Here is a 26,312-nt window from a genome sequence, read left to right as displayed (position 1 = left end):
TGCCATCCTGCGGCCATGGCGGTTGCAGGAAAGGCGCAGCCTTTGCGCCTTCGGGATGCCCTTGCCGCATTCCCCGTCTGCCCGCGGCGGACACAGAACATGAGTGGAGCCGGTATCGACCGGCTACAGGAACATCAGGTCTTGGTTATCAGGATGTCATGCCAGGACCTATTACCAGGAAATAGGGAAATGACCCAGTCACTGTTTGAACTCGAGCAAAAAACCGATTTCATCCGCCGTCACATCGGCCCGGGTGAGGAAGAACTGCGGGCCCTGCTCGCCACCGTGGGTGCCGAGAGCCTGGACGATCTGATTGAGCAGACGGTCCCCGCCGCCATCCGTCGTCCGGGGCCGCTTGGTATCGGCGCCCCCATGACCGAAGTGGAGGCCCTGGCCAAGCTCAAGGGCTATGCGGCCAAGAACCAGATCGCCAAGAGCTACATCGGCATGGGCTACCACGACACCCACGTGCCCCACGTCATCCTGCGCAACGTGCTGGAAAACCCGGGCTGGTACACCGCCTACACCCCCTATCAGCCCGAGCTGGCCCAGGGCCGTCTCGAAGCCCTGCTCAACTTCCAGCAGCTCACCCTGGATCTCACCGGCATGGATCTGGCGAGCGCCTCCCTGCTCGATGAAGCCACCGCCGCCGCCGAAGCCATGGCGCTGGCCAAGCGCATGGCCAAATCCAAATCCAACCTCTTCTTCGTGGCCGACGACGTTCACCCCCAGGTGATCGACGTGGTCAAGGAGCGCGCGGTCCACTTCGGTTTCGATGTGGTGGTCGGCCCTGCGGGCGAGGCCGTGAGCGAAGAGGTGTTCGGTGCCATGTTCCAGTACCCGGGGACCACCGGCAATGTGGCCGATCTGCGTTCCCTCATTGCCGCCGTCCAGGCCCAGAAGGGGCTGGCCTGCGTCGGGACCGACATGCTCTCCCTGCTGCTGCTCAAATCCCCGGGTGAACTGGGTGCCGACGTGGTGTTCGGCAGTGCCCAGCGCTTCGGTGTGCCCATGGGTTACGGTGGCCCCCACGCCGCCTTCTTCGCCACCCGCGACGCCTACAAGCGCTCCATGCCGGGTCGCATCATCGGCGTCTCCAAGGATGCCCGTGGCAAGAGCGCCCTGCGCATGGCCATGCAGACCCGCGAGCAGCACATCCGCCGCGAGAAGGCCAACTCCAACATCTGTACCGCCCAGGTGCTGCTGGCCAACATGGCGAGCTTCTACGCCGTCTACCACGGCCCGGTGGGGCTGAAAACCATCGCCTCCCGCGTGCACCGTCTGACCACCATCCTGGCGCTCGGCCTCACTGCCAAGGGCGTGACTCTCAAGCACGGAAGCTGGTTCGATACCCTCACAGTACTGACGTCGGACAAAGCTGCACTCATTGCCAAGGCCGAAGGGCTCGGCATCAACCTGCGCGCGGATCTGGACGGTGCGGTCGGTGTGTCCCTCTCTGAAACCACCACCCGAGGCGATGTGGCCGAGCTGTTCGACCTGTTCCTTGGGGGGGGTCACGGCCTCGATGTGGAGGCCCTCGACCAGGCCGCCCAGACGCATCAGGCGATCCCGCAGGATCTGCTGCGCACCGACGCCGTGCTGACCCACGAGGTATTCAACAAGTACCACTCCGAGACCGAGATGCTGCGCTACATCCACCGTCTCGAAGCGAAAGATCTGGCCCTGAACTACGCCATGATCTCCCTGGGCTCCTGCACCATGAAGCTCAACGCCACCGCCGAGATGATCCCGGTGACCTGGCCTGAATTTGGCAAGCTGCACCCCTTCGCGCCGCTCAAGCAGACTCAAGGCTACCAGCTGCTGCTGGCAGATCTGGAAGACTGGCTGGTGAAGGTGACCGGCTACGATGCGGTCTGCATGCAGCCCAACTCCGGCGCTCAGGGCGAATACGCGGGCCTCTTGGCCATCAAGAAGTACCACGAGTCTCGCGGCGAGGGGCATCGCGATGTCTGCCTCATCCCGGCCTCTGCCCACGGTACCAACCCGGCTTCCGCCCAGATGGCGGGCCTCAAGGTCATCGTCACCGCCTGTGACAAGGCTGGCAACGTGGATCTGGACGACCTGCGCGCCAAGGCCGCCGAGGTCGGAGACCAGCTCTCCTGCCTGATGGTGACCTACCCCTCCACCCACGGGGTGTACGAGGAGACCATCAAGGAGGTGTGCGACATCGTTCACCAGTATGGTGGTCAGGTGTACCTCGACGGCGCCAACATGAACGCGCAGGTCGGGCTGACGGCGCCAGGCTTTATCGGCGCGGACGTCTCTCACCTCAACCTGCACAAGACCTTCGCCATTCCTCATGGCGGTGGCGGTCCGGGCATGGGCCCCATCGGCGTGAAGAAACACTTGGCACCGTTTGTGGCCGGTCACGCCGTGGTCAAGACCGACAAGGAGAGCCGTGACAACGGCGCCGTGTCTGCCGCTCCGTTCGGTTCGGCCAGCATTTTGCCCATCAGCTGGATGTACATCGCCATGCTGGGGGACGAGGGGCTCAAGAAATCCACCCAGGTCGCCATCCTCAACGCCAACTACCTGGCCAAGAAGCTCGGCGAGTCCTTCCCCGTGCTCTATACAGGTCGCAACGGCCGGGTGGCCCACGAGTGCATTCTGGACATCCGCCCGCTCAAAGAAGCCAGTGGCATCAGCGAGATGGACGTGGCCAAGCGGTTGATGGACTACGGCTTCCACGCGCCGACCATGAGCTTCCCGGTGGCGGGCACCCTGATGGTCGAGCCGACCGAATCCGAATCCAAGCGCGAGCTGGATCGCTTCGTGGAAGCCATGACCGCCATCCGCGCCGAGATTGCCCGGGTGCAGGACGGTCACTGGAGCCTTGCCGACAACCCCCTGGTCCATGCGCCGCACACCCAGGACGACGTGATGGATGCAGAGTGGAACCGTGGCTACAGCCGCGCCGAGGCGGTCTTCCCATCCGACGCGGTGCGCGCCAGCAAGCTTTGGCCGTCGGTCAACCGTATCGACGACGTCTATGGCGATCGCAATCTGTTCTGCTCCTGCGTACCCACCGAGGATTACGCCAAGTAATCGCGGCGCCGTGAAGAGCTGACAGCCAATATGCACAAGGCCACCCCCAGGGGTGGCCTTGTTGTGTGCGGCGCCCGTGCGAACGGGCTACTCGCCCTGGCGCGCCGCCTCGATGGTGGCAATGTCAATCTTGTCCATCTGCATCATGGCCTCGAAGGCGCGTCTCGCTGCCTCGGGGTCGGGATCGCTTATCGCCTCGATGAGGACCTGAGGGGTGATCTGCCAGGAGATGCCCCACTTGTCCTGACACCAGCCGCACTCGCTCGCCTGACCGCCATGGTCGATGATGGCGTGCCAGTAGCGATCCGTCTCGGCCTGGTCCTGGGTGGCCACCTGAAACGAGAACGCCCAGTTGTGGCGGACCCCGGGCCCGCCGTTGAGGCCGAGGCAGGGGATCCCCATCACCCTGAACTCGACCGTCAGCACGTCCCCTTTCTTGCCGGCGGGATAGTCGGCCGGGGCCCGGTGTACGGCACCGACGGCGGAGTCGGGGAAGAGGCTGGCGTAAAACCGTGCCGCCTCCTCGGCATCCCCGTCATACCAGAGGCAAATCCTGTTCTTGACTGGTCTCATTGTGTCGCAGCTCCATCCTGGTGTTTGTCCTTCGACGCCCGTGAGCGGGCGCCCCGATGGGTATCCTGCCGCCCGCAGCGCCTGCTGCTTCGCTGGGTGGCAAGCCAGCCTGTACGCCGTTTGCCACCCGCTTGGGGCTTGCATGATGGGGTCAAGTGTAGTGGCATGGGGATCCTGGTCACCAGGCCGGGAGCCGGCATGAAGGCCGCATCAAGAGAGGAGTCTGCCATGGACAGTACCCAGCGATTCTCGACCCGGGTCGAGGCCTATGTGAAATATCGACCCGGTTATCCCGCCGCCATGCTGGATTTTCTGGCAAGGGAGCTGGCCATGGGGCCAGAGGCCCAGGTGGCGGACATCGGCGCGGGCACCGGCATCCTGACCGCCCTGCTGGCCCCCCGGGTCGCGCGGGTCTGGGCGGTGGAGCCCAATGACGATATGCGGGCTGCCGCCAAACGGCTGCTTGCCCAGGTGGGGAACATCGGCTGGCTGCACGGCAGTGCGGAAGCCACGGGCCTGCCCACGGGGGCGATGGATCTGGTGACGGTCGCCCAGGCGTTTCACTGGTTCGATCGCGCGGCTTTTCGGCAGGAGTGCCAGCGGCTGCTCAAGCCCGGTGGCCAGGTCGCCCTCATCTGGAATGACAGGCTGACGAACACCCCGTTTCTCAAGGCCTATGAAGAGGGGCTGCACGCCTACTCGGGGGATTACGAGGAGGTCAATCATCGCAACCTCGGTGAGGCGGATTTTCGCGCCTTCTTCACCGGGGAGTACCGGCTCGATCGCTTCGAGAACAGCCAGCTGTTCGATCTTGACGGGGTGCTTGGACGGCTCAACTCCTCCTCCTATGCGCCTGTGGCGGGCACGCCGGCCCACGATCAGATGACAGCGCTCGTTCGCCGCGAGTTTGCTCGCCACGCCGTTGACGGCAAGATAGCCTTCAACTATTGCACTCTGGTCTACAGTGGCCGGGTGTAGCCCCGTTCAGCGCTGACATCCGCAGTGAAAAGGCCCCCGCCAGTGATGGCGAGGGCCTTGTTTCATTTTGGCGGTCTGTATCCGGGCGATGCGAAAGAGACCGTCGCGCGGCGAAGGGGCGGTATCAGCCCTGATCGATGCTGAGAATGGCCATGGCCTTGGCCAGGGTATCGACCGATTCCTGATGCTTGCCCGCGTTGTGCAGGGTCTCTCCGTCCGCCCTCAACTGCTTCACCTCGGCCAGTTGCTCGGCACTGAGGGCGGGGCCTGCGGCCAGGGCGTCGTCTATCTTCTTCATGTCCATGGGGCAGTGGAAGGCGAGGGCGCTGCCGCAAAAGAGCAGGGCGGCCAACAACAGCATGAGTCTCATCTTTCGGATCTCCATGTGGGGTTCCCGTCAAGCATAGCCCCGCAGGGGGAGGGCATTCGGGTTGAAGGGGGCGGGAGGCAGGGGCTACCATGACCCTTTTATTGCGAGGAGGCTCCATGGCACTGACAAGGTTGCTGTCCCCCCTGACCAGTCTGGTGATCTTCATTCTGGGTCACGGTCTGTTCAATACCCTGCTGACGGTGCGTCTCTCCGCCGAGCAGGTGTCCGCCCAGGCCATCGGTCTGGTGTCGGCTGCCTATTTCGGCGGCCTGGTGCTGGGGACCTTCATCAATGCCCGCCTCATCATCCGGGTGGGACATATCCGGGCCTATGCGGCTTATGCCTCCCTGCTCTGTTTTCTGTTTCTGCTGCACGGCATGGTGGTGGAGCCTGTCACCTGGGCGGCGCTGCGGCTGATCGGGGGGTTTGCCACCGGCGGCCTGTTCGTGGTGCTGGAGTCCTGGATGCTGGTCTCAAGCACCCCGGCGAACCGGGGGCGGTTGATGTCCCTCTACATGATCCTGCTGTACGGTTCACTTGCCCTGGGCCAGCAGCTGCTCAAGCAGGTGGACCCCATGGTGCTGACGCCGTTCGCCCTGTGCGCCATGGCGGCGACTCTCTCCGTGGTGCCTCTGGCTCTCTCCCGAGTGGCGACGCCGGCCATGGTGGCACCCCAGCCGGTGGGAGTGCTGGAGCTGGTGCGCCTCACTCCGGCGGGGATGGGCAGCAGCTTTACCTCGGGCCTCATCCTCGGGTCCATCTATGGGCTGTTGCCGCTCTATTTCACCGACAGCGGCGCCTCCCTCTCCCAGGTGGCGGACATGATGGCGCTGGTGATCCTGGGGGGGATGTGTCTGCAATATCCTATCGGACGTGCATCTGATCGTTACGACAGACGGTTGGTGATCCTGCTGCTCTGCGCCCTGCTGACCCTGATCGCGTTGTTGATGGTGCTGCTGCCGGAGCCCTGGCGTGAGCCAGTCGAGGGGACTCTTGTCTTCCTGCTGGGGGGCATGGCGTTCTCCATCTATCCCTTGAGCCTCAGCCATGCCTGCGATGAACTGCGCCCGGATCAGGTGCTGGGGGCAAACCAGGGGTTGCTGCTTGCCTACAGCCTGGGGGCCATGACGGGTCCGCTGCTGGCCCCCTTTACCATGGCAACGTTCGGACCACAGGGGCTGTTCGTCTACTTTGCCCTGTGCGGTCTGCTGCTGTCGGCCTATCTCGGCTGGCGCAGGCGTAAGCGAGCCCCCATTCCGCTGACGGAGCATCAGGTTTTCATACCTGTGCCCCCCAACACCCCCATGACGGCGGAGCTGGAGCCAAGAACGGATCTGGAAGGGGAGGCAGTGCCGGCGAGCTATGCCGTGCCTGATGCAGAAGAGAGAGCGGTGAGTGAAGAGGGGCAGGAGAGGGACGCGCCGCAGGGGCGCTGAAGGCTGGCGACCCAACGACAGGGATAAAAAAACCGACTCCAGGGAGTCGGTTTTTTGTTGGGCGGTTATCAGGCGGTCACGGCATCGGCCTGGGTAGCTTGTGCTTCCGGCGCCGGGTTGCGAATGAGGTAATCAAACGCACCCAGGGCGGCGGTGGCACCTGCCCCCATGGAGATGATGATCTGCTTGAACGGTACCGTGGTGGCATCCCCTGCGGCATAGACGCCGGGCAGGGAGGTGGCACCCTTGGTGTCGATCTCGATTTCGCCAAAGCGGGTCAGGGCCACTTCGCTCCCCTTGAGGAACTCGGTGTTCGGCACCAGACCGATCTGGACGAAGATGCCGGCCACCGCCAGATGCTTGATCTCGCCGGTAGTGCGATCTTCGTAGTCCATGCCCACCACCTTGCTGCCGTCGCCGATCACTTCGGTGGTGCGGGCGCTCATGATGATGTCGATATTGCCCATGGAACGGGCCTTCTTCTGCAGCACATCGTCGGCACGCAGAGTATCGGCGAACTCCACCACGGTGACGTGCTCGACGATGCCGGCCAGATCGATGGCAGCCTCGATGCCGGAGTTGCCGCCACCGATCACCGCCACGCGCTTGCCCTTGAAGAAGGGGCCGTCACAGTGGGGGCAGTAGGCCACACCCTTGGTACGGTACTCGAGTTCACCCGGCACGTTCAGGTCGCGCCAGCGGGCACCGGTCGCCAGGATCACGGCGCGGCTCTTCAAGGTGGCACCGGAGGCGAGGTCCACGTTGACGTAACCATCCTTGCTGATGGCGGCGGCGCGCTGCTCGGTGATCACTTCCACGCCGTACTGCTTCACGTGCTGCTCCAGGCTGGCGGCCAGCTTGGGGCCCTCGGTGTAGGGCACGGAGATGAAGTTCTCGATGCCGACGGTGTCCATCACCTGGCCACCGAAACGTTCGGCGACAATGGCGGTGCGAATGCCTTTGCGGGCGGCATAGATGGCCGCGGCGGCGCCGGCTGGGCCACCGCCCACCACCAGCACGTCATAAGGCGCTTTTTCGCTCAGCTCTTGCGCCTTGCGCTCGGCAGCGCCGGTGTCGAGTTTGGCAACGATCTCTTCCAGCGAGATGCGGCCCTGGCTGAACGGCTGACCGTTCAGGTAGACGTTCGGGACCGCCATGATTTGACGCTCGTTCACCTCATCCTGGAACAGGGCACCGTCGATCATGGTGTGGGTGATGCCGGGGTTCAGGGTGGACATCAGGTTCAGGGCCTGTACCACGTCCGGACAGTTGTGGCAGGAGAGTGAAATATAGGTCTCGAAGTGGAACTCGCCCTTGAGGTTCTTCACCTGCTCCAGCACGGCCGGATCGGCCTTGGAGGGGTGACCGCCGCTTTGCAGCAGGGCGAGCACCAGGGAGGTGAATTCATGACCCATGGGAATGCCGGCAAAGTGCACGCGCGGGGCCTGGCCCTGGGGCGCGATGCTCATGGAAGGCTTGCGGGCATTGGTGCCATCGGTCAGGGAAATTTTGGGGGACATCTCGGCAATCTCGCTGGCCAATGCCAGGAGTTCGGCGGATTTGTCGCTGTCATTGCCGGACACGCTGATCTCGATGGGATTGACGATGTACTGCAAGTAACCGTTGAGTTGTTGTTTGAGGTTGGTATCTAACATGGTCGAATTCCTTCTTGCTGAATGCGGGTCGGCACGATGACCGGATACAGAAAACAGAGGTCCACACAGCAGACCGGCGCATTTTCTGAGGGCCGTAAACAAGACCGGCCCTTGAACGGGCCGGTCTTCAGAGCGGGGAGGCTTAGATTTTGCCTACCAGATCCAGGGACGGGGCCAGGGTGGCGTCGCCTTCTTTCCACTTGGCCGGGCACACTTCACCCGGGTGGGAAGCAACGTACTGGGCAGCCTTGACCTTGCGCAGCAGTTCCAGTGCGTCACGGCCGATGCCGCCAGCGTTGATTTCAACGATCTGGATGACCCCTTGCGGGTCGATGACGAAGGTACCGCGGTCAGCCAGGCCAGCTTCTTCGATCATCACGCCGAAGTTGCGGGTGATGGTGCCGGTGGGGTCGCCGATCATCGGGTACTGGATCTTCTGGATGGTGTCAGAAGTGTCGTGCCAGGCCTTGTGGGTGAAGTGGGTGTCGGTGGAGACGGCGTAGATCTCGACGCCCAGCTTCTGGAATTCGGCGTAGTTGTCGGCCAGGTCGCCCAGCTCGGTCGGGCAGACGAAGGTGAAATCAGCCGGGTAGAAGAACACCACGGACCACTTGCCTTTCAGGTCAGCGTCAGACACCTGAACGAATTTGCCATTGTGGTAGGCGGTGGCGTTGAACGGCTTGATTTCAGTGTTGATGTAGGTAGACATGTATTTGCTCCTTGGTGATGTACATATGCCTGTCTGGTGTTGAAGAGTCGTGCCAGACGAGGCGCTTAACTTTCGATGGAGTCATCATAGTGACTTTTTCTAATCGGTCAAAGCCACAATTTTGAATCACATAAATCTATTTATTAGATAGACCATCACAACTGTACCTAACATGAATATCTCAGGCCTTCGGAGATAACTCATTGTCGAAGTTCAATTTCTGTCCTGCATGTCACATTTTCAAGGGCTGGGCCGGATTTGTTTTCATTGCGTGAGCAGAGAAGGGGGCAGACGAGGCGGCGCAGTAGAAAAAAGAGGGATAAAAAAATCCCGGCGCAGTCGCACAGACAGGGCCGGGTCATCAAACAAGGAATGGCGATAAATATGCTTTACAGCAAAGACTAACTACGGGGTGTGCAAACTTGCAGACATATGAAGAGAAGATGGCGGGTGCACAATCCTCATCTCCTCTTCGGCAACCATTGCATAGTGGGCATCATAGTGTGATGAATGTCACAACGCAAGTTTTGTGGTGTAATTTTACAGTCAAATTGAAAGTGTTTCACTTAAATAGCCGTTAAATTAGGCTTAAAACGCTTTTATTGTAATTTTATTACAGAATTTTAAGATCAAAAGTCGGTTGGGGGCTCCTGCTCCTCCATCAGCTCCAGCAGATTGATGGCCACGGCGATGAAGTCCGACTCGGTGACGATGCCAACCAGCTTGCGCCCCTTGAGTACCGGCAGACAGCCATATTTGTGGCGCTGCAGATACAGGGCCGCCTCCTTGATGCCGGCGTGGGGATCCACGCTCGCCACCTGACGAGTCATGATCTCGTCGAGCTGGACGCTGTCGGTGAACTCCGCCTCCCGCTCGGGGTTGATCAGCAGCAGCTTGGATTCACGGGTGGCCAGGATGTCCGAGAGGGTGACCAGACCAAGCAGATGCTGGTGTTCATCGACGATGGGAACGTGACGGATCCGCTCCTGCTGCATCAGCTCCATCGCCTGCTTGACGCTGTTTTCCGGACCCAGGGTAAAGGGGTGTTCAGTCATGATCTCGGAGAGGGTCATCATGGTGGGCCTCCTTGTGTGTCTGCTTCCACCCTAGCCCAGCCCCCGTCGCCAGAACATGATCGGGGTCAATACAAAACCTTAAAGGTTTTTTAACGGGCCCAGCCTCACAAAATGGCCCGCTATCCCTTGTCTTCCTTGGGTTTTTAGTCTTTTGGGTTGCCTTGGAAGAGGGGGATAACTAGACTAGCCGCCGATTCCCCCGAGGTGAAAGATGCAAGTATCCGATTTTCATTTTGATCTGCCAGACGAGCTGATTGCCCGCTATCCCATGGCGGAGCGTACCGCTAGCCGCCTGCTGCAGCTCGATGGTCAAACCGGCGCCCTGCGCCACGGTCATTTTGTCGATGTGCTTGACCAGCTCAACCCCGGCGATCTGCTGGTGTTCAACAATACCCGTGTCATTCCGGCCCGCATGTTTGGCCAGAAGGCCAGCGGCGGCAAGCTGGAGGTGTTGGTGGAGCGCATTCTGGACGAGCACAGCGTGCTGGCGCACGTCCGCTCGTCCAAGTCCCCCAAGCCAGGTACCCGCCTCCTTCTGGATGGCGGTGCCGACGGCGTGCCCGTCGAGGCCGAGATGCGTGCCCGTCACGACGCTCTGTTCGAGATCCACTTCCTGGACCCGCGCCCTGTGCTGACCATTCTGGATGCCATCGGCCATATGCCGCTGCCTCCCTATATCGACCGTCCCGACGAGGATGCCGACAAGGAGCGCTACCAGACCGTCTACAACCAGAAGCCGGGTGCCGTGGCGGCGCCGACCGCCGGTCTGCACTTCGACGAGCCGCTGCTCGAGCAGATCCGTGCCAAGGGCGTGGAGATGGCCTTCGTGACCCTGCACGTGGGGGCGGGCACCTTCCAGCCGGTGCGCGTCGACAAGATTGAAGATCACCACATGCACTCGGAATACGCCGAAGTGCCCCAGGAGGTGGTGGATGCCATCGCGGCGACCCGCGCCCGCGGCGGTCGGGTGGTTGCGGTGGGGACCACGTCGGTGCGATCCCTCGAGAGTGCGGCCAAGGCGACCCTGGCCCAGGGCAAGCCGCTGGCGCCCTTCTTCAATGACACCGACATCTTCATCTTCCCCGGTTACGAGTTCCAGGTGGTCGATGCCATGATCACCAACTTCCACCTGCCCGAATCCACCCTGATCATGCTGGTCAGCGCCTTTGCCGGCTATGACAACGTGATGGCCGCCTATCAGGCCGCCGTGGCGGGACAGTACCGTTTCTTCAGCTACGGGGACGCCATGTTCGTCACCCGTCGCCGGGTGCAGGGTTAAGCCTTGCCCTTCAGAAGTCGTTCAGGCTCTGCTTGTCAGTATGCCGGCCGGCTTCATATTACCGGGCCCCTCGGGCCCTTTGTTGTCAGACTGTTTCTCTGACTGAATAGAGGTAGCAATGAAATTTGAATTGAAAACCACCGATGGGCGTGCCCGTCGCGGTCAACTGGTGTTCGAGCGTGGCGTGGTCCAGACCCCGGCCTTCATGCCGGTCGGCACCTACGGCACCGTCAAGGGGATGACACCGGAAGAGGTGCGTGAGACCGGTGCCCAGATCCTGCTTGGCAACACCTTCCACCTCTGGCTGCGCCCGGGTCAGGAAGTGATGCGCGCCCACGGCGATCTGCACGACTTCATGAACTGGCAGGGGCCCATCCTGACCGACTCCGGTGGTTTCCAGGTGTTCAGTCTGGGGCACATCCGCAAGATCACCGAGGAGGGGGTGCACTTCCGTCATCCCATCAACGGCGAGAAGATCTTCCTCGACCCCGAGAAGTCCATGGAGATCCAGTACGATCTGGGTTCCGACATCGTGATGATCTTCGACGAGTGCACCCCGTACCCGGCCACTTACGAGGAAGCGCGCAAGTCCATGGAGATGTCCCTGCGCTGGGCCAAGCGTTCCCGTGACAAGTTCGATGCACTCGGCAACAAGAACGCCCTGTTCGGCATCATCCAGGGTTCTGTCTACGAACCGCTGCGGGATGTGTCGCTGGACGGTCTCCTTGAGATCGGCTTCGACGGTTACGCGGTCGGCGGTCTTGCCGTGGGTGAGCCCAAAGAGGACATGCATCGCATCCTTGACCATGTCTGCCCGAAAATTCCGGCCGACAAGCCGCGCTACCTGATGGGGGTGGGCAAGCCGGAGGATCTGGTGGAAGGGGTGCGCCGCGGTATCGACATGTTCGACTGCGTGATGCCGACCCGCAACGCCCGCAACGGTCATCTCTTTACCACCGATGGCGTGGTCAAGATCCGCAACGCCAAGTACCGGGAAGACACCAGCACCCTGGATGCGGACTGCGATTGCTACACCTGCAAGAACTACACCCGTAGCTATCTGTACCATCTGGACAAGTGCAACGAGATCCTCGGTGCCCGTCTGAATACCATCCACAACCTGCGTTATTACCAGCGCGTGATGCAGGGTTTGCGGGACGCGATCGAGCAGGGTAAATTAGACGACTTTGTAACTGAGTTTTACCGTCGGCAAGGGAAGCCTGTGCCTCCACTGGCTGAAAATGACGTGAAATAACAACGACATATAAGTTAGTATTCAAATCTACATCAATAAGAGGTTGTTAAATGAGCATTATCTCCAAGGCGTATGCAGAAGGCGCGGCTCCGGCAGCACAGGGTGGTGGCATGGAAATGATCATCATGCTGGCCGTGTTCGGTCTCATCTTCTACTTCATGATCTACCGTCCCCAGGCCAAGCGTGCCAAGGAGCATCGCAATCTGATGAGCTCCCTCTCCAAGGGCGACGAAGTGCTCACTTCCGGTGGCCTGGTCGGCAAGATCGCCAAGGTTTCCGCCGACAGCGACTACATTGTGCTGGCCCTGAACGATCAGACCCAGGTCACCATCAAGCGTGACTTCGTCTCTGCCGTTCTGCCCAAGGGTTCTATCCAGTCCCTCTAATCTCCCGAGGAGCACAGCGTGTTAAATCGCTATCCGCTGTGGAAATACCTGATGGTGATCGTCGTGATCGCCATCGGTTTTCTATATGCAGCCCCCAATCTTTACGGCGAAGACCCGGCCTTGCAGGTCTCTGCCAGCCGTGGTGCCGAAGTCAAACTAGAAACCCTCGATCAGGTGAAGGAAACCCTCGACGAGGCGAAGATCCCGGTCAAGCATGCGGCGTTCGAGCACGGCTTCATCCTGATCCGTTTCAACAACACCGAAGACCAGCTCAAGGCGCGCGACATCGTGGCCAACAAGCTGGGCGACAATTTCATCACCGCCCTCAACCTGGCACCGTCGACCCCCGCCTGGCTTGAGGCCATCGGCGCGGCGCCCCTGAAGCTCGGTCTTGACCTGCGGGGCGGTGTGCACTTCCTGATGGAAGTGGACATGGCCGAAGCGCTGGCCAAGCAGCAGGAACAGATGGTGCAGGATTTCCGCGCCGAGCTGCGCACCCAGAAGATCCGCTACTCCGGTGTACGCCGGGTCGGGGATCAGGTGCAGGTGGTCTTCCGTGACGAGGCCGATCAGGCCAAGGCACTCTCCTTCCTGCGTCGCCAGAATGCGGATCTTGTCTTCACCACCGACCAGAAAGGGGATGACTTCATCCTGCTGGCCAGTCTGAGCGAAGCCAAGGTCAAAGAGGTGAAGAAGTATGCCCTCGAGCAGAACATCACCATCATCCGCAACCGGGTGAACGAACTGGGTGTGGCCGAGCCGTTGGTCCAGCAGCAGGGCGGCGAGCGTATCATCGTCGAGCTGCCGGGGATCCAGGACACCGCCCGTGCCAAGGAGATCCTGGGGGCCACCGCGACCCTGGAGTTCCACATGGTCGATGAGGCTGCCGATATCCAGGCCGCTGCCGCAGGCCGCGTGCCGCCGAGCTCCAAGGTCTACAACGATCGCAACGGTCGTCCCGTGGTACTGCAAAAGCGCGTGATCCTGACCGGTGACCACATCGTGGGTGCCCAGTCCGGTTTCGATGAATACAGCCGTCCCCAGGTCAACATCAAGCTCGATGGTCAGGGTGGCAACAAGATGGCCAACTTTACCAAGGACAACGTTGGCAAGGGCATGGCGACCGTCTTCATCGAGTACAAGCCGGTGGGGCAGCCTGGTCCGGACGGCAAGCGCAAGTTCCGCAAGCAGGAGGAGGTGATCAACGTCGCCACCATCCAGTCTCGCCTGGGTAGCCAGTTCCGCATCACCGGGATCGACAACGCCAACGAAGCCCACAACCTGGCGCTGCTGCTGCGTGCCGGTGCCCTGATTGCCCCCATCCAGATCGTCGAAGAGCGCACCATAGGCCCGAGCCTGGGTCAGCAGAACATCGACAGCGGGATGGAAGCCATCGGCTGGGCCATGCTGGTGATCGTGCTCTTCATGGGGATCTACTACCGTGCCTTCGGCTGGGTGGCCAATCTGGCGCTGACCATGAACCTGGTGCTCATCGTCGGTATCATGTCGATGATCCCGGGGGCCACCATGACCCTGCCGGGCATCGCCGGTATCGTGTTGACGCTGGGGATGGCGGTGGATGCGAACGTGCTGATCTACGAGCGTATTCGTGAAGAGATCCGCAATGGTCGCGGGGTGCAGCAAGCCATTCACCTGGGCTTTGATCGCGCCTTCTCCACCATCGCCGACTCCAACATCACCTCGCTCATCACCTGCGTGATCCTGTTCGGTATCGGTACCGGTGCCATCAAGGGCTTCGCCCTGACCCTCGGGATCGGCCTGACGGCGTCCATGTTCACTGCCATCACGGTATCCCGCGCCATCATCAACCTGGCCTGGGGTGGACGGCGCATCGACAAGCTGCCGATCTAAGGAAGAGACATGTTTCAAATTCTACATTTTGAAAAGCCCATCCCCTTCATGCGTTTCGCCAAGCTGGGTATGGTCCTCTCTGCTCTGGTAACGGTGCTCGCCCTCTACGTTCTGTACGATCGTGGCCTGAACTGGGGGCTGGACTTCACCGGCGGTACCACCATCGAGGTGGGGTTCCAGCAGTCGGTGAGCCTGGACAAGATGCACGAGGCGCTGGATCAGCAGAAGATTGACGGGGCGACCCTGCAGTTCTTCGGCTCCAGCCGTGATGTGCTGGTGCGCATGGCCCCCCAAGAGGGCGTCAAGGTCGAGCAGCAGGGCAACGAGGTCCTGGCGGCCGCCAAGCTGGTCGACGAGAGCGCCGTGCTCAAGCGTGTCGAGTTCGTCGGTCCCTCCGTGGGTGACGAGCTGGCCACCGACGGTGCCCTGGCCATGCTGGCCTCCATCATCTGTATCCTGATCTACGTGGCGGTGCGCTTCGAGTGGCGTCTGGCCACGGGGGGCATCCTCTCCCTGGCTCACGACGTGATCATCACCCTCGGCATCTTCGCCTACTTCCAGTACGAGTTCGACCTGACCGTGCTGGCGGCGCTGATGACGCTGGTGGGGTACTCCCTGAACGACACCATCGTCGTGTTCGACCGGGTGCGGGAGAATTTCCGCAAGGTACGCCGTGGGGACACCGCGGAGATCATGGATCTCTCCATGACCGAGACCCTGAGCCGGACCATCATCACCTCGGGGTTGACCTTCGTGGTGGTGGTGGCGCTGCTGCTCAAAGGCGGGCCTCTGATCCACGGTTTCTCCATCGCCATGGTGATCGGGGTGGCCTTCGGGACCTACTCCTCCATCTATGTGGCGAGCGCCTCAGCCATGTTCCTCGGGATCAAGCGGGAGCACATGCTGCCGACCCAGGTGGAAAAAGAGGGCGCGGATCAGCAAGAGATCCTGCCGTAACAGACAAGGGCGCCGCAAGGCGCCCTTTCTCTTGTGGCCGGGGTGAGTCATGATGCTCCCCACAACCCAGCATCCATTACCCAAAGCAAGGAGCAAGCCCATGCAACACAATCCCCGTTTTCTGGCCCTGGTAGAGGTCATCCGCCCGCAGGTGCAGGAAACCGATGTGCACCAGATCAAGCGCTGGCAGGATGAGGGCCGAGCATTTCATCTGATCGACGTGCGCGAAGAGAGCGAGTGGGCCAGGGGCCATCTGCCGGGGGCCACCTATCTCGGGCGCGGGGTGATAGAGCGTGACATCGAGACCCGGTATCCGGATCCCGACACCGAACTCTACCTCTATTGTGGTGGGGGATTTCGCTCCATCCTGGTGGCGGATAACCTGCAGAAGATGGGTTATTCCCGGGTCGTCAGCGTCGATGGAGGCTTTCGCGGCTGGAGCGATGCCGGATACCCTGTCGAATCCTGATTTATTTGAGGGAGAGGGGCTGCGCCACATGACAAACGGCCCCGTGATCTTTACCATATGCGGGGTCAAGCGTAAGCGTCGGAGTGTTCATTGAACGTCAGGATAGGGATTGGATACCTCACGGGTATCCTGTTGTTGCTCCCCTTGTGGGGTTGCAGCAGTAGCAGTCAGGTAAAAGCGCCTCAAGTTCCCAAGCCGCAACCCGCTTCACTGGTATTGGCGACCCCCTTGCAGGTCTCCTACCAGAGCGAGTTGGCGTTGGCGCGACTCGGGCAGATGCTCAGTGAAATGGAATTGACGACCGAACAGCGGGCAGAACTCTTCTATGAGCGTGCCGTGGTGTTTGACCGGGTGGGCTTGCGTTCCCTGGCGCGACTCGACTTCAACCGCGCCCTGCGGGAGAAGCCGGATTTTGCCGAGGCCTACAACTTCATCGGTGTCTATCTGGTTCAACAGCAGAACTACGACGAGGCCTATGAGGCGTTCGACTCCGCTCTGGAGCTCGCCCCGGATTACGACTACGCCTATCTCAACCGGGGAATCGCGCTCTATTACGGCAATCGCCCCGAGCTTGCCGCGGCGGATATGAAGCGCTTCTACGAGGCGCAACCAGAAGACCCTTATCGGGTGATCTGGCTCTATCTGGCCGAGCAGAAGCTCAACGGACCGGCGGCCATGAGCCGGATGCGCGAGCGGCTCAACAAATATGACGACGACGCCTGGAACTGGGATCTGGTGCGCCTCTATACGGGCGACATCAATGCCACCCAGTTGATGAGCAACGTGGTGAAAGGGGTCAAGGACAACAGGGAGCTCGCCGAGCGCCTGTGCGAGACCTACTTCTACCTCGGCAAGTTCGAGCTGGCCAAGGGTAACCGCAAGGAAGCCATCAGCTACTTCAAGCTGGCGCTGGCCAACAACGTCTATGACTTCATCGAGCATCGCTATGCCTTGCTGGAGCTGGAACTGATGGCGCGCAAGCCCCAGCCACCCGGAGCCCAGGGCAAGAGCGGCAAAGCGTGACTAAACGGGTTTGAACCCCATGAAAAAGGCCTCTTGACGAGGCCTTTTTGCTGTCTGGTGACACGGGTTGTACCGCTACTCCACCAGGCTCATGCCGGGGATCTGGCGCCAGTAACCGTTGCAGTCCCGCTCCTGCTGCAGGGGCAGGGGGGCCATCCCCTGTTCGTTGGCCTTGAAGCGCTCCAGCATCGTCAGGGTCTCCATGCCTTCGGGCGAGAGGCGCACCACATCCACCAGCCCCTCCATCCCCTTGAGCTCGTTGCCCAGGTTGTAGCAGTAACCGGACTGAGTCTGGATGCCGTTGAGGTTGAACACCTTCTGCCCCTCGCGGCTGCTGGCAAGTCGGCCGGTGGGGTAGTGGATGCAGGCCAGTTCGCAGTTGTCCTTGGGCCGGTCGAGGGAGCGGGCGGTGAAGCAGCGTGCCGAGTAGGCGAGCGGCAGATGACCATAGGCGAACACCTCCACCTCGAACTGCTGGCGCTCCCTGCCCAGATCCTGATTGAGCTGCATCAGCCAGTCGCGGGAGAGCTCCACCGGCATCACCCAGCGCTGCATTCCCTGTTTGAGCAGCATGCGCAGCACGTCGGCGTTGTAGGCGTTGATGGCGGGGCCGCAGACGAACGGCAGCCCGGCTTCACTGGCGAGCTGGACGGCCCCCAGATCGTTGGCCTCGATCATCAGCGCGCCGTTGTCGACCAGCCGCTTGACCTCCTTGAGCTCGGAGGGGGCAGAGATCAGCGCCAGCGTGGAGAGCACCGCCTGCCTGCCGGAGCCCGCCACCTGACGGGCGAGGGCAATCCAGTCATCCACTTTCAGTTCGCGCCGCTTGCTGCAGACGGTTTCCCCCAGATAGACGATGTCGGCCTGGCTGGCGGCGGCCGCCTGATAGAAGGCCTGGGTGTCGGCCTTGGGCCAGTAGAAGAGCAGGGGGCCGAGAGAGAATTTCATGAACAGGGCTCCTTATTGCCACTGGCGATGATAGGCACCGAGGGTGGTCTGGCTCCCCTCGGAGACGCGGGCGAGCTGGGCATCCCACTCAGCCTTGACTTGATAGGCCTCGGGGTTGGCCTGATAGGCGTCGATGGCGGCGCGCCAGACCCGGGTCACCTGCTCCACATAGGCGGGGCTGCGCTGGCGCCCCTCGATCTTGACCGACTGGATGCCGGTCTGGAACAGCTCGGGCAACAGGCCGAGGGTGTTGAGGCTGGTGGGCTCCTCCAGCGCGTGATAGGTCTGGCCATCCACCTCGAAGCGGCCCTTGCACAGGGTCGGGTAGCCGGCATTTTCCCCCGGGCCGTAACGATCGATCAGCACCTCGTTGAGGCGGGATTCGAGGCCGCTCGGGGTCTCCTCCCAGCGTACGAACTTGGCCGGTGAGCAGGCGCCGACGGTGTTGGGGCTCTCGCCGGTCATGTAGGAGGAGAGGTAGCAGCGCCCCTCCGCCATGATGCAGAGGCTGCCGAAGGCGAACACCTCAAGGCCGACGTCGGTCTCGCGGGCCAGCTGCCTGACCTGATGCATGGAGAGCACCCTCGGCAGCACCACCCGGCCGACGTTGAAGTGCTGCTGGTAGAAGCGGATGGCAGCGGCGTTGGTGGCGCTGGCCTGGACCGAGACATGCAGCTCCATGTCGGGATGGCGGCGGCTGGCATAATCGAGCACGGCGAGATCGGCGATGATCAGGGCATCGGCACCGAGCGCCACCCCTTTGTCCACGGCCTGCTTCCAACGGGCATCGGAGCCCGGGTGGGCAAAGGTATTGATGGCGATGTGCAGCTTGCGGCCATGCTGGTGGACATAGTCAACCGCTCTTTCCAGCTTGCTGTCGGTGAAGTTGAGCCCGGCGAAATGGCGGGCGTTGGTGTCATCCTTGAAGCCGATGTAGACCGCATCGGCCCCGTTATCCACGGCTGTCTTCAGTGCCGGCAGGCTGCCTGCCGGGCAGAGTAATTCCATCGGGTACGCTCCGAGAGGGCAAAAATGCAAAGTGGCCCGATTGTATTCATGCTTGCCCTCCCGCTTTTTGACCTGAGGCAGCTTTAGGTGGCTTTACCCTTCTTGAGGTAAGTGGACACAAGTTTGATTTTCAACAGGATCTTGCCGAAGGGGCTGTGCTTGAATGCGCAAAAAACTGGGAGTTTATCGTGTTTCAACATCTGCAACGTCGCCTGGTCGAACAGGCACCCCGTCTCTTGCGCCACCCCCTCAAGCTGGTGCCCTTCCCGCTGCAACAAAACCTGATGGAGGCCCTGCTGGGCAGGGTGTTCCGGGAGGCCATCGAAGAGGGGGAATTTGCGTTTCTTGCGGGCAAGTGGCTGAAAGTGGAAGTCAGCGATCTGGGGCTATGCTGGTTTATCAGCGAGCGGGAGGGAAAACTGGTGGTGGCAAGGAAGTGTGAGCACGCCGATGTCTGTTTCAGCGGCAATAGCCAGGATCTTGTTCTGATCGCCGGGCGCCGTGAAGACCCGGATTCCCTCTTCTTCCAGCGCCGGCTGAAGATAGAGGGGGATACCGAGTTGGGCCTGGAGGTGAAAAATCTGATGGACAGCCTGGATCTGGACGGGCTGGGATTGATGAAATACCCCTTGATGGATCTGGCGACCTTTATCGAGCGGGCCCGCGAGACGCACGTGCCCACTGCCGCGACAATGAGCTGAGCCGTTTTCTTGCCCGAGTGCTGCGGAACAGGTGAACTTGAGCCGCAGTACCCCACTGTCAGCGTGACCACGCAGGGTGGGGATGTATCATCTGTCTGTTTGTGCAGAAATGCCTGGTCGGAAGCGGTGCCAAAATAGCGATTGGTTATGTTACAATTGCGCGCCATTTTTGACTGAAGATTGACTGGGCATGTTGGATCAGATTCGTATCGTGTTGGTAAACACCTCTCACACCGGCAACATGGGATCCGCGGCGCGGGCCATGAAGACCATGGGGCTGACTCAACTGGTGCTGGTCGATCCCCAGGCCCAGCCGGATGAGGAGGCCGTCGCCCTGGCAGCGGGGGCCAGCGATATCCTGGCTCGCGCCCGTATTGTGCCGACCCTGGATGAAGCCATTGCCAACTGTGGTCTGGTCATCGGCACCAGTGCCCGTTCCCGCACCTTGAGCTGGCCCATGCTGGATCCCCGTGAAGCGGGCGAGAAGCTGGTTGCCGAGGGCATGGAGCACCCGGTCGCGCTGGTGTTTGGCCGTGAACGTACCGGCCTCACCAATGACGAACTGCAAAAATGCCACTTCCATGTGGCCATTCCCGCCAATCCAGAATACAGCTCCCTCAATCTGGCCATGGCAGTGCAGACCCTTTGTTACGAGGTGCGGATGCGCTGGCTGGAAGTACAGAACCAGGAGCATTCGGCCCCGGAGGATGAGCGGGTCGAGTACCCCAGCGCCCAGCAACTGGAAGGGTTTTATCAGCATCTGGAGCAGACGTTGCAAAAGACGGGGTTCATTGCCGATGACCATCCAGGCCATGTGATGAGCAAACTGCGTCGTCTATTCAATCGGGCCAGACCCGAAGCAGTGGAGTTGAACATCCTGCGGGGCATTCTCACCTCTGTCCAGAAGTCCAGGGCACAGGATTAATCCCGACTGATTTACTCAAGCATATACTTGACTGATTTAGTCGGGTATGTGACCATATGCCACATATTGATTGGTTCGCAAGACGGTAAGGCATATGAGACTGACCTCAAAAGGACGTTACGCGGTGACAGCCATGCTCGACGTGGCGTTGCATGCAGAGCAGGGGCCCGTGCCCCTGGCTGATATTTCAGAGCGCCAGGGCATCTCCTTGTCCTATCTGGAACAACTGTTTGCCCGTCTGCGCAAGCATGGTCTGGTGAGCAGCGTACGTGGTCCCGGTGGCGGCTATCGCCTCGGTCTGGCCCCTGGCGAGATCTCGGTCGGTCAGGTGATCACTGCGGTCGATGAATCGGTCGATGCGACCAAGTGCCTCGGCAAAGGGGGCTGCCACGGTGGTACCCAGTGCCTGACCCACTCCTTGTGGCGGGATCTGAGCGAACGCATCTCCAGTTTCCTGGGGGATATCACCCTGGCCGAGCTGGTTGGTCAGGCCGATGTGCGCCGTATCGCCGGCAAGCAAGATGAACAAATGAAGACCGTGTTGTCCCTGGTTGATCGGGCCGAACGCGGTGATGTGAGCTTGAAAGTCCAACTATAAACGTGCTTTCCACGACGAGTCGCTGTGTGACCCCGTCGTAACGGAGAAAAAGATGAAACTGCCTATTTACCTTGATTATTCGGCAACCTGTCCGGTGGACCCGCGTGTCGCAGAAAAAATGATGCAGTGCCTCACCATGGACGGCCTGTTCGGCAACCCAGCCTCCCGTTCCCACCGTTTCGGCTGGCAGGCCGAAGAGGCGGTGGATCTGGCCCGTAATCAAGTGGCAGAGCTGATCGGCGCGGATCCGCGCGAGATCGTCTTTACCTCCGGTGCGACCGAGTCCAACAACCTGGCCATCAAGGGCATTGCCCATTTCTACGCCGGCAAGGGCAAGCACATCGTCACCTCCAAGACCGAGCACAAAGCTGTGCTGGATACCTGCCGCCAACTGGAGCGTGAAGGCTATGAGGTGACCTACCTTGAGCCCATGCCCAACGGCCTGTTCACCCTTGAGCAGATCGAAGGCGCCCTGCGTGATGACACCATCCTGGTCAGCATCATGCACGCCAACAACGAGATCGGGGTGGTGCAAGACATCGCTGCCATCGGCGAGTTGTGCCGTTCCCGCAAAATCCTGCTGCACGTGGACGCCGTCCAGAGCGTGGGCAAGATCCCGGTCGACGTGGAAGCGCTCAAGGTTGATCTGCTCTCCATGTCCGCCCACAAGGTATACGGCCCGAAAGGCATTGGCGCCCTGTATGTGCGCCGCAAGCCCCGTGTTCGTCTGGAAGCCCAGATGCACGGCGGTGGTCACGAGCGCGGCATGCGCTCCGGTACCCTGGCAACCCACCAGATCGTCGGCATGGGGGAAGCCTTCCGCATCGCCAAGGAAGAGATGGCGAGCGAGAGCCAGCACATCATGGCCCTGCGCCAGCGTCTGTGGGATGGCATCAAGAACATCGAAGAAGTCTATATCAACGGGGATCTGGATCAGCGTGTACCGGGTAACCTGAACGTCAGCTTCGCCTATGTGGAAGGGGAATCCCTCATCATGGCACTGAAGGATCTGGCGGTCTCTTCCGGTTCTGCCTGTACCTCGGCCAGCCTGGAACCTTCCTACGTGCTGCGCGCCCTGGGCCTGAACGACGAGCTGGCACACAGCTCCATCCGTTTCAGCATCGGTCGCTTCACCACCGAAGAAGAGATCGACTACGCAATCAAGCTCATCTGCGACTCCATCGGTCGTCTGCGCGAGATGTCCCCCCTGTGGGAGATGTTCAAGGATGGCGTCGATCTGAACACGGTCGAATGGGCACATCACTGATCTTTGCCAGCATGGCAAGGGTCTGGTGAACAACGGAATTAGCAGGAGTTAGATATGGCTTACAGTGAAAAAGTAATCGACCACTACGAGAATCCCCGCAACGTCGGTGGTTTTGACAAGAACGATCCCAGCGTCGCCACCGGCATGGTCGGTGCACCGGCCTGTGGTGACGTCATGAAGCTGCAACTGAAGATCAGCGACGATGGCATCATCGAAGATGCCAAGTTCAAGACCTACGGCTGTGGTTCCGCTATCGCCTCCAGCTCCCTGGTGACCGAGTGGGTCAAGGGCAAGACCCTGGACGAAGCGGCCGGTATCAAGAACACCGACATCGCCGAAGAGCTGGCGCTGCCGCCGGTGAAGATCCACTGCTCCATTCTGGCGGAGGATGCCATCAAGGCCGCCATCGCCGATTACAAGCAGAAGAAAGGTCTTTAAGGTCCGGAGAGCAGTATGGCCATAACCATGACAGATGCCGCAGCGGCGCGGGTTTCCTCCTTCATGATCAACCGGGGCAAGGGCATCGGCCTGCGCCTCGGCGTCAAGACGACCGGCTGTTCTGGCCTTGCCTATGTGCTCGAGTTCGTGGATGAGCTGGCTGCCGAGGATCAGGTGTTCGAGCAGAAAGGCGTCAAGATCATCGTGGATGCCAAGAGCCTGATCCACCTGGATGGCACCGAGCTGGACTTCGTGAAGGAAGGCCTCAACGAGGGCTTCCAGTTCAACAACCCGAATGCCAAGGGCGAATGTGGTTGTGGCGAAAGCTTCAGCGTGTAAGTGGTTCGATTGACCGATCGCCCATGTTTGCAACGCCTCGCAGCCACAAGGGTGAGCCCTGTTGCGGCGAGTCTCTTGTGATCAACACCTTGCTCATCAACACAGTGGTGTGGACGCCAGTCCATGCCACTGCTTTCAAGTTCAAGACGAGTGTGGTTGCACTCCCAGCGCTATTGTCTGAGGACGAAGGATGAATCATTTCGAGCTGTTCGGGCTGGCTGAGGGCTTCGAGCTCGATACTCGCCAACTGGCTGACACCTATCGTCAGCTGCAGACCCAGTTCCATCCCGATCGTTTTGCGACTGCCCCCGAGCGGGAGCAGCTTGCTGCCGTGCAGCGTGCTGCCCAGATCAACGATGCGTTTACTACCCTCAAGGCCCCCTTGCGCCGAGCCGAGTACCTGCTCTCCTTGCGGGGCACCGATATTCGCGGCGAGCAGCAGACACTGCAAGATCCTGCCTTTCTGATGCAACAGCTGGAGTGGCGAGAGCGGCTGGCTGATCTCAAGGGCGATGCCGACCCTGAGGGGGCCATCAAGGATTTTCGCCAGGAGATCAGGCATGATCACCAGGCGTTGATGCAACGGCTGACCGACTCTCTCACCAGGGGTGAGGATCTGCAGGCGGCGGATTGCGTTCGCAAGCTCAAATTTGTCGACAAGCTCCTCGAGGAGCTGGAACGATTCGAAGACTCGCTGTTCGAGTCTTGACCCTCTAACGCAGGAATTGTGATTACCCATGGCATTACTGCAAATTGCCGAGCCAGGCCAGAGCGCCGCACCTCACCAGCATAAACGTGCCGTCGGCATCGATCTTGGCACCACCAACTCCTTGGTCGCCGCCGTGCGCAGCGGCCAGGCCGACACCCTCTGTGACGAGCAGGGGCGTGATCTGCTGCCTTCCGTGGTCCATTACCAGGCCGATACCATCCGGGTTGGCTTCGATGCCAAGCGTGAGGCGGCCCTCGATCCCCACAACACCATCGTCTCGGTCAAGCGGATGATGGGCAAGGCGCTGGCCGACATCGATACCCGCCAGCAGCCTTACGAGTTCGTGGCTACCGAGACGGGCATGCCCCAGTTGCGGACCCGCCAGGGGCTGGTCAATCCGGTGCAGGTCTCGGCCGAGATCCTGAAAAAACTGGCCGAGCGCGGTGCCGCGTCCCTCGGGGGAGATCTCGACGGCGTGGTCATCACGGTGCCCGCCTATTTTGACGATGCCCAGCGTCAGGGTACCAAGGACGCGGCCAGACTGGCCGGTCTGCACGTACTGCGGTTGCTCAACGAACCCACGGCGGCCGCCATCGCCTATGGCCTCGACTCAGGCCAGGAAGGGGTGATCGCCGTCTATGACCTGGGTGGCGGAACCTTCGATATCTCCATCCTGCGCCTGCATCGCGGGGTGTTTGAGGTGATGGCCACCGGTGGCGACTCGGCACTCGGTGGTGACGATTTCGACCATCTGCTGGCGGACTGGCTCAAAGAGCAAGCCGGGTTGTCCGGTCAGCTCGATGCCCGTACCCAGCGCGAGTTGCTGGATGCGGCGGCCAGCATCAAGCACGGCCTCACCGATGCCGATGCCGTTGTCTGCGCCTTTGCCGGCTGGCAGGGTACCGTCACCCGCAGCCAGTTTGACGAGCTGATCCAGCCCCTGGTCAAACGCACCCTGCAGGCCTGTCGGCGCGCCCTGCGCGATGCGGGTCTCGAGCAGGAAGAGGTACTGGAAGTGGTGATGGTCGGCGGCTCGACCCGGGTGCCGCTGGTGCGCGAGCGGGTGGGCGAGTTCTTCGGCCGCACGCCATTGACCAGCATCGACCCCGACAAGGTGGTGGCCATCGGTGCCGCCATCCAGGCCGACATCCTGGTGGGCAACAAGCCTGATGCCGAGATGCTGCTGCTGGACGTCATCCCGCTTTCCTTAGGGTTAGAGACCATGGGCGGCCTTGCCGAGAAGGTGATCCCGCGCAATACCACCATTCCGGTGGCCCGCGCCCAGGAGTTCACCACCTTCAAGGATGGCCAGACCGCGATGGCGATCCACGTGGTGCAGGGGGAGCGCGAGCTGGTGGCGGATTGCCGCTCCCTGGCCCGCTTCACCCTGACCGGCATTCCGCCCATGGCGGCCGGCGCCGCCCATATTCGCGTCACCTTCCAGGTGGATGCGGACGGTCTGCTGTCGGTCAGCGCCATGGAGAAATCCTCCGGCGTGCAGGCCGAGATCCAGGTCAAGCCCTCCTACGGGCTGGGTGAGGATGACATCCTCAACATGCTGAGCGCCTCCATCGCCAATGCCCAGCAGGACATGGACGCCCGCATGCTGGCGGAGCAGCAGGTCGAGGCCGACCGGGTGGTTGAGAGCCTCAACGCCGCCCTGGCCGCCGATGGCGAGGCGTTGCTGAGCCCCACCGAGCGGGCCGAGCTGGATGCCGCCATCGCCCATCTGCTGACTATGCGCAGCACGGGCACCACCAATCAGATCAAAGAGGCCATCGAGGCGGCGGACGCTGCCAGTGGCGAATTTGCAGCCCGCCGGATGGATGCCTCCATCCGCAAGGTACTGACCGGACAAAACGTCAACAAGGTGTGATATGCCAAAACTGATTATTCTGCCCCATCCCGAGCTCTGTCCGGACGGCGCGGCCCTCGAAGGTGCGACCGGTGAAACCATTCTGGATATCGCGCTGCGCAACGGCATCGAGATCGAGCACGCTTGCGAGAAGTCCTGTGCTTGTACTACCTGCCATTGCGTGGTGCGGGAAGGGTTCGACTCCCTCGAGCCGAGCGACGAGCTGGAAGACGACATGCTGGACAAGGCGTGGGGGCTGGAGCCGGAATCCCGTCTCAGCTGCCAGGCCAGACTGGCGGATGAGGATCTGGTGGTGGAACTGCCCAAGTACACCCTGAATCTGGCGTCCGAGCGCCACTGATGACCCCTTAATTACACATGAGTGAATTGCGCGTGCAGCATCTCATGGTGCAGTAATGA

General features: G+C 61.1%; 26 protein-coding genes. 19 read left to right on the top strand and 7 right to left on the bottom strand.

Annotation, left to right across the window (positions count from 1 at the left end; all coding sequences use genetic code 11):
• The first annotated feature begins 189 nt into the window (after window positions 1–189).
• Complete coding sequence (gene gcvP / locus PG883_RS07350; protein ID WP_010675080.1) at window positions 190–3,066, top strand: aminomethyl-transferring glycine dehydrogenase; 2,877 nt, start codon at window positions 190–192, stop codon at window positions 3,064–3,066.
• An 87-nt stretch (window positions 3,067–3,153) separates the two neighbouring features.
• Here gcvP and PG883_RS07345 read toward each other — a convergent pair whose 3' ends face one another.
• Entirely contained in the window at window positions 3,154–3,639 is a 486-nt protein-coding gene (locus PG883_RS07345) for a VOC family protein (protein WP_010675079.1), read from the bottom strand.
• 228 nt (window positions 3,640–3,867) lie between these two features.
• On the opposite strand from PG883_RS07345, the gene PG883_RS07340 reads away from it, so the two are divergent.
• Complete coding sequence (locus PG883_RS07340; RefSeq protein WP_010675078.1) at window positions 3,868–4,617, top strand: class I SAM-dependent methyltransferase; 750 nt, start codon at window positions 3,868–3,870, stop codon at window positions 4,615–4,617.
• 124 nt (window positions 4,618–4,741) lie between these two features.
• On the opposite strand, the gene PG883_RS07335 is transcribed toward PG883_RS07340, so the two are convergent.
• Window positions 4,742–4,987 carry a hypothetical protein gene (locus tag PG883_RS07335; RefSeq protein ID WP_041201636.1) on the bottom strand — a complete coding sequence of 82 codons (246 nt, stop codon included), beginning with the start codon at window positions 4,985–4,987 and terminating at the stop codon, window positions 4,742–4,744.
• A 116-nt stretch (window positions 4,988–5,103) separates the two neighbouring features.
• Here PG883_RS07335 and PG883_RS07330 point away from each other — a divergent pair, with 116 nt between their 5' ends.
• Window positions 5,104–6,423 carry an MFS transporter gene (locus PG883_RS07330; protein WP_029314700.1) on the top strand — a complete coding sequence of 440 codons (1,320 nt, stop codon included), beginning with the start codon at window positions 5,104–5,106 and terminating at the stop codon, window positions 6,421–6,423.
• Between the two features lie 68 nt (window positions 6,424–6,491).
• On the opposite strand, the gene ahpF is transcribed toward PG883_RS07330, so the two are convergent.
• From ahpF to PG883_RS07315, 3 genes are all read right to left on the bottom strand, one after another.
• A complete protein-coding gene (ahpF, locus tag PG883_RS07325) occupies window positions 6,492–8,078 on the bottom strand; it encodes an alkyl hydroperoxide reductase subunit F (protein WP_039038739.1) in 1,587 nt (528 codons plus the stop codon).
• 142 nt (window positions 8,079–8,220) lie between these two features.
• Window positions 8,221–8,787: an alkyl hydroperoxide reductase subunit C gene (gene ahpC, locus PG883_RS07320; protein ID WP_010675074.1), complete on the bottom strand. Its 567-nt coding sequence runs from the start codon at window positions 8,785–8,787 to the stop codon at window positions 8,221–8,223.
• A 629-nt stretch (window positions 8,788–9,416) separates the two neighbouring features.
• Window positions 9,417–9,863, bottom strand: coding sequence for a CBS domain-containing protein (locus tag PG883_RS07315; protein WP_010675073.1), 447 nt, complete (start codon window positions 9,861–9,863; stop codon window positions 9,417–9,419).
• A gap of 211 nt (window positions 9,864–10,074) precedes the next feature.
• Between PG883_RS07315 and queA the strand changes: the two genes are divergently transcribed.
• The 7 genes from queA to nlpI all read left to right on the top strand — a co-directional run bounded on the left by queA (window position 10,075) and on the right by nlpI (window position 17,104).
• Window positions 10,075–11,142: a tRNA preQ1(34) S-adenosylmethionine ribosyltransferase-isomerase QueA gene (gene queA, locus PG883_RS07310; RefSeq protein WP_010675072.1), complete on the top strand. Its 1,068-nt coding sequence runs from the start codon at window positions 10,075–10,077 to the stop codon at window positions 11,140–11,142.
• 118 nt (window positions 11,143–11,260) lie between these two features.
• On the top strand, window positions 11,261–12,397 hold the full coding sequence (gene tgt / locus PG883_RS07305) for a tRNA guanosine(34) transglycosylase Tgt (RefSeq protein WP_010675071.1): 1,137 nt from the start codon (window positions 11,261–11,263) through the stop codon (window positions 12,395–12,397).
• Between the two features lie 50 nt (window positions 12,398–12,447).
• Window positions 12,448–12,783, top strand: a complete 336-nt coding sequence (yajC, locus tag PG883_RS07300; RefSeq protein WP_010675070.1) for a preprotein translocase subunit YajC — start codon at window positions 12,448–12,450, stop codon at window positions 12,781–12,783.
• An 18-nt stretch (window positions 12,784–12,801) separates the two neighbouring features.
• Window positions 12,802–14,655 carry a protein translocase subunit SecD gene (gene secD, locus PG883_RS07295; RefSeq protein WP_029314697.1) on the top strand — a complete coding sequence of 618 codons (1,854 nt, stop codon included), beginning with the start codon at window positions 12,802–12,804 and terminating at the stop codon, window positions 14,653–14,655.
• 9 nt (window positions 14,656–14,664) lie between these two features.
• The gene (secF, locus tag PG883_RS07290; RefSeq protein WP_010675068.1) at window positions 14,665–15,612 is read left to right on the top strand and encodes a protein translocase subunit SecF; all 948 of its coding nucleotides are present in this window, start codon (window positions 14,665–14,667) and stop codon (window positions 15,610–15,612) included.
• Window positions 15,613–15,712: 100 nt separating this feature from the next.
• Window positions 15,713–16,081 carry a rhodanese-like domain-containing protein gene (locus tag PG883_RS07285; RefSeq protein ID WP_010675067.1) on the top strand — a complete coding sequence of 123 codons (369 nt, stop codon included), beginning with the start codon at window positions 15,713–15,715 and terminating at the stop codon, window positions 16,079–16,081.
• A 90-nt stretch (window positions 16,082–16,171) separates the two neighbouring features.
• The gene (gene nlpI, locus PG883_RS07280; protein WP_280520777.1) at window positions 16,172–17,104 is read left to right on the top strand and encodes a lipoprotein NlpI; all 933 of its coding nucleotides are present in this window, start codon (window positions 16,172–16,174) and stop codon (window positions 17,102–17,104) included.
• A 75-nt stretch (window positions 17,105–17,179) separates the two neighbouring features.
• On the opposite strand, the gene PG883_RS07275 is transcribed toward nlpI, so the two are convergent.
• Window positions 17,180–18,052 (bottom strand): U32 family peptidase, encoded by an 873-nt coding sequence (locus tag PG883_RS07275; protein ID WP_010675065.1) that lies wholly within the window; start codon window positions 18,050–18,052, stop codon window positions 17,180–17,182.
• Between the two features lie 12 nt (window positions 18,053–18,064).
• Window positions 18,065–19,060, bottom strand: coding sequence for a ubiquinone anaerobic biosynthesis protein UbiU (gene ubiU / locus PG883_RS07270; RefSeq protein WP_010675064.1), 996 nt, complete (start codon window positions 19,058–19,060; stop codon window positions 18,065–18,067).
• A 188-nt stretch (window positions 19,061–19,248) separates the two neighbouring features.
• On the opposite strand from ubiU, the gene ubiT reads away from it, so the two are divergent.
• The 9 genes from ubiT to fdx all read left to right on the top strand — a co-directional run bounded on the left by ubiT (window position 19,249) and on the right by fdx (window position 26,253).
• Window positions 19,249–19,761: a ubiquinone anaerobic biosynthesis accessory factor UbiT gene (gene ubiT / locus PG883_RS07265; RefSeq protein ID WP_029314693.1), complete on the top strand. Its 513-nt coding sequence runs from the start codon at window positions 19,249–19,251 to the stop codon at window positions 19,759–19,761.
• A gap of 190 nt (window positions 19,762–19,951) precedes the next feature.
• Window positions 19,952–20,686, top strand: coding sequence for a tRNA (cytosine(32)/uridine(32)-2'-O)-methyltransferase TrmJ (gene trmJ / locus PG883_RS07260; RefSeq protein WP_103857942.1), 735 nt, complete (start codon window positions 19,952–19,954; stop codon window positions 20,684–20,686).
• A gap of 94 nt (window positions 20,687–20,780) precedes the next feature.
• Complete coding sequence (iscR, locus tag PG883_RS07255) at window positions 20,781–21,284, top strand: Fe-S cluster assembly transcriptional regulator IscR (protein WP_025327241.1); 504 nt, start codon at window positions 20,781–20,783, stop codon at window positions 21,282–21,284.
• Window positions 21,285–21,336: 52 nt separating this feature from the next.
• Window positions 21,337–22,551 carry an IscS subfamily cysteine desulfurase gene (locus PG883_RS07250; RefSeq protein ID WP_010675060.1) on the top strand — a complete coding sequence of 405 codons (1,215 nt, stop codon included), beginning with the start codon at window positions 21,337–21,339 and terminating at the stop codon, window positions 22,549–22,551.
• A 54-nt stretch (window positions 22,552–22,605) separates the two neighbouring features.
• Window positions 22,606–22,989 carry a Fe-S cluster assembly scaffold IscU gene (gene iscU / locus PG883_RS07245; RefSeq protein WP_010675059.1) on the top strand — a complete coding sequence of 128 codons (384 nt, stop codon included), beginning with the start codon at window positions 22,606–22,608 and terminating at the stop codon, window positions 22,987–22,989.
• A gap of 15 nt (window positions 22,990–23,004) precedes the next feature.
• A complete protein-coding gene (iscA, locus tag PG883_RS07240; protein WP_010675058.1) occupies window positions 23,005–23,328 on the top strand; it encodes an iron-sulfur cluster assembly protein IscA in 324 nt (107 codons plus the stop codon).
• Window positions 23,329–23,518: 190 nt separating this feature from the next.
• Complete coding sequence (gene hscB / locus PG883_RS07235) at window positions 23,519–24,037, top strand: co-chaperone HscB (RefSeq protein WP_010675057.1); 519 nt, start codon at window positions 23,519–23,521, stop codon at window positions 24,035–24,037.
• Between the two features lie 28 nt (window positions 24,038–24,065).
• The gene (hscA, locus tag PG883_RS07230; RefSeq protein WP_010675056.1) at window positions 24,066–25,913 is read left to right on the top strand and encodes a Fe-S protein assembly chaperone HscA; all 1,848 of its coding nucleotides are present in this window, start codon (window positions 24,066–24,068) and stop codon (window positions 25,911–25,913) included.
• 1 nt (window position 25,914) lies between these two features.
• Window positions 25,915–26,253 (top strand): ISC system 2Fe-2S type ferredoxin, encoded by a 339-nt coding sequence (fdx, locus tag PG883_RS07225; RefSeq protein ID WP_005299781.1) that lies wholly within the window; start codon window positions 25,915–25,917, stop codon window positions 26,251–26,253.
• The last annotated feature ends 59 nt before the right edge of the window (window positions 26,254–26,312 follow it).

It is taken from the genome of Aeromonas sp. QDB25, assembly GCF_027707725.1.
In the GTDB taxonomy this organism is placed as follows: domain Bacteria; phylum Pseudomonadota; class Gammaproteobacteria; order Enterobacterales; family Aeromonadaceae; genus Aeromonas; species Aeromonas caviae.
Note: the sequence above shows the minus strand (reverse complement) of the source record. Positions and strands in the feature narration are given on the sequence as shown.

Excerpts from the sequence above, each read along its gene's own strand:
- gcvP (WP_010675080.1), top strand. The coding sequence starts at position 190 with ATGACCCAGTCACTGTTTGAACTCGAGCAAAAAACCGATTTCATCCGC.
- PG883_RS07345 (WP_010675079.1), bottom strand. The coding sequence starts at position 3,639 with ATGAGACCAGTCAAGAACAGGATTTGCCTCTGGTATGACGGGGATGCC.
- PG883_RS07340 (WP_010675078.1), top strand. The coding sequence starts at position 3,868 with ATGGACAGTACCCAGCGATTCTCGACCCGGGTCGAGGCCTATGTGAAA.
- PG883_RS07335 (WP_041201636.1), bottom strand. The coding sequence starts at position 4,987 with ATGAGACTCATGCTGTTGTTGGCCGCCCTGCTCTTTTGCGGCAGCGCC.
- PG883_RS07330 (WP_029314700.1), top strand. The coding sequence starts at position 5,104 with ATGGCACTGACAAGGTTGCTGTCCCCCCTGACCAGTCTGGTGATCTTC.
- ahpF (WP_039038739.1), bottom strand. The coding sequence starts at position 8,078 with ATGTTAGATACCAACCTCAAACAACAACTCAACGGTTACTTGCAGTAC.
- ahpC (WP_010675074.1), bottom strand. The coding sequence starts at position 8,787 with ATGTCTACCTACATCAACACTGAAATCAAGCCGTTCAACGCCACCGCC.
- PG883_RS07315 (WP_010675073.1), bottom strand. The coding sequence starts at position 9,863 with ATGATGACCCTCTCCGAGATCATGACTGAACACCCCTTTACCCTGGGT.
- queA (WP_010675072.1), top strand. The coding sequence starts at position 10,075 with ATGCAAGTATCCGATTTTCATTTTGATCTGCCAGACGAGCTGATTGCC.
- tgt (WP_010675071.1), top strand. The coding sequence starts at position 11,261 with ATGAAATTTGAATTGAAAACCACCGATGGGCGTGCCCGTCGCGGTCAA.
- yajC (WP_010675070.1), top strand. The coding sequence starts at position 12,448 with ATGAGCATTATCTCCAAGGCGTATGCAGAAGGCGCGGCTCCGGCAGCA.
- secF (WP_010675068.1), top strand. The coding sequence starts at position 14,665 with ATGTTTCAAATTCTACATTTTGAAAAGCCCATCCCCTTCATGCGTTTC.
- PG883_RS07285 (WP_010675067.1), top strand. The coding sequence starts at position 15,713 with ATGCAACACAATCCCCGTTTTCTGGCCCTGGTAGAGGTCATCCGCCCG.
- PG883_RS07275 (WP_010675065.1), bottom strand. The coding sequence starts at position 18,052 with ATGAAATTCTCTCTCGGCCCCCTGCTCTTCTACTGGCCCAAGGCCGAC.
- ubiU (WP_010675064.1), bottom strand. The coding sequence starts at position 19,060 with ATGGAATTACTCTGCCCGGCAGGCAGCCTGCCGGCACTGAAGACAGCC.
- trmJ (WP_103857942.1), top strand. The coding sequence starts at position 19,952 with ATGTTGGATCAGATTCGTATCGTGTTGGTAAACACCTCTCACACCGGC.
- iscR (WP_025327241.1), top strand. The coding sequence starts at position 20,781 with ATGAGACTGACCTCAAAAGGACGTTACGCGGTGACAGCCATGCTCGAC.
- PG883_RS07250 (WP_010675060.1), top strand. The coding sequence starts at position 21,337 with ATGAAACTGCCTATTTACCTTGATTATTCGGCAACCTGTCCGGTGGAC.
- iscU (WP_010675059.1), top strand. The coding sequence starts at position 22,606 with ATGGCTTACAGTGAAAAAGTAATCGACCACTACGAGAATCCCCGCAAC.
- iscA (WP_010675058.1), top strand. The coding sequence starts at position 23,005 with ATGGCCATAACCATGACAGATGCCGCAGCGGCGCGGGTTTCCTCCTTC.
- hscB (WP_010675057.1), top strand. The coding sequence starts at position 23,519 with ATGAATCATTTCGAGCTGTTCGGGCTGGCTGAGGGCTTCGAGCTCGAT.
- hscA (WP_010675056.1), top strand. The coding sequence starts at position 24,066 with ATGGCATTACTGCAAATTGCCGAGCCAGGCCAGAGCGCCGCACCTCAC.
- fdx (WP_005299781.1), top strand. The coding sequence starts at position 25,915 with ATGCCAAAACTGATTATTCTGCCCCATCCCGAGCTCTGTCCGGACGGC.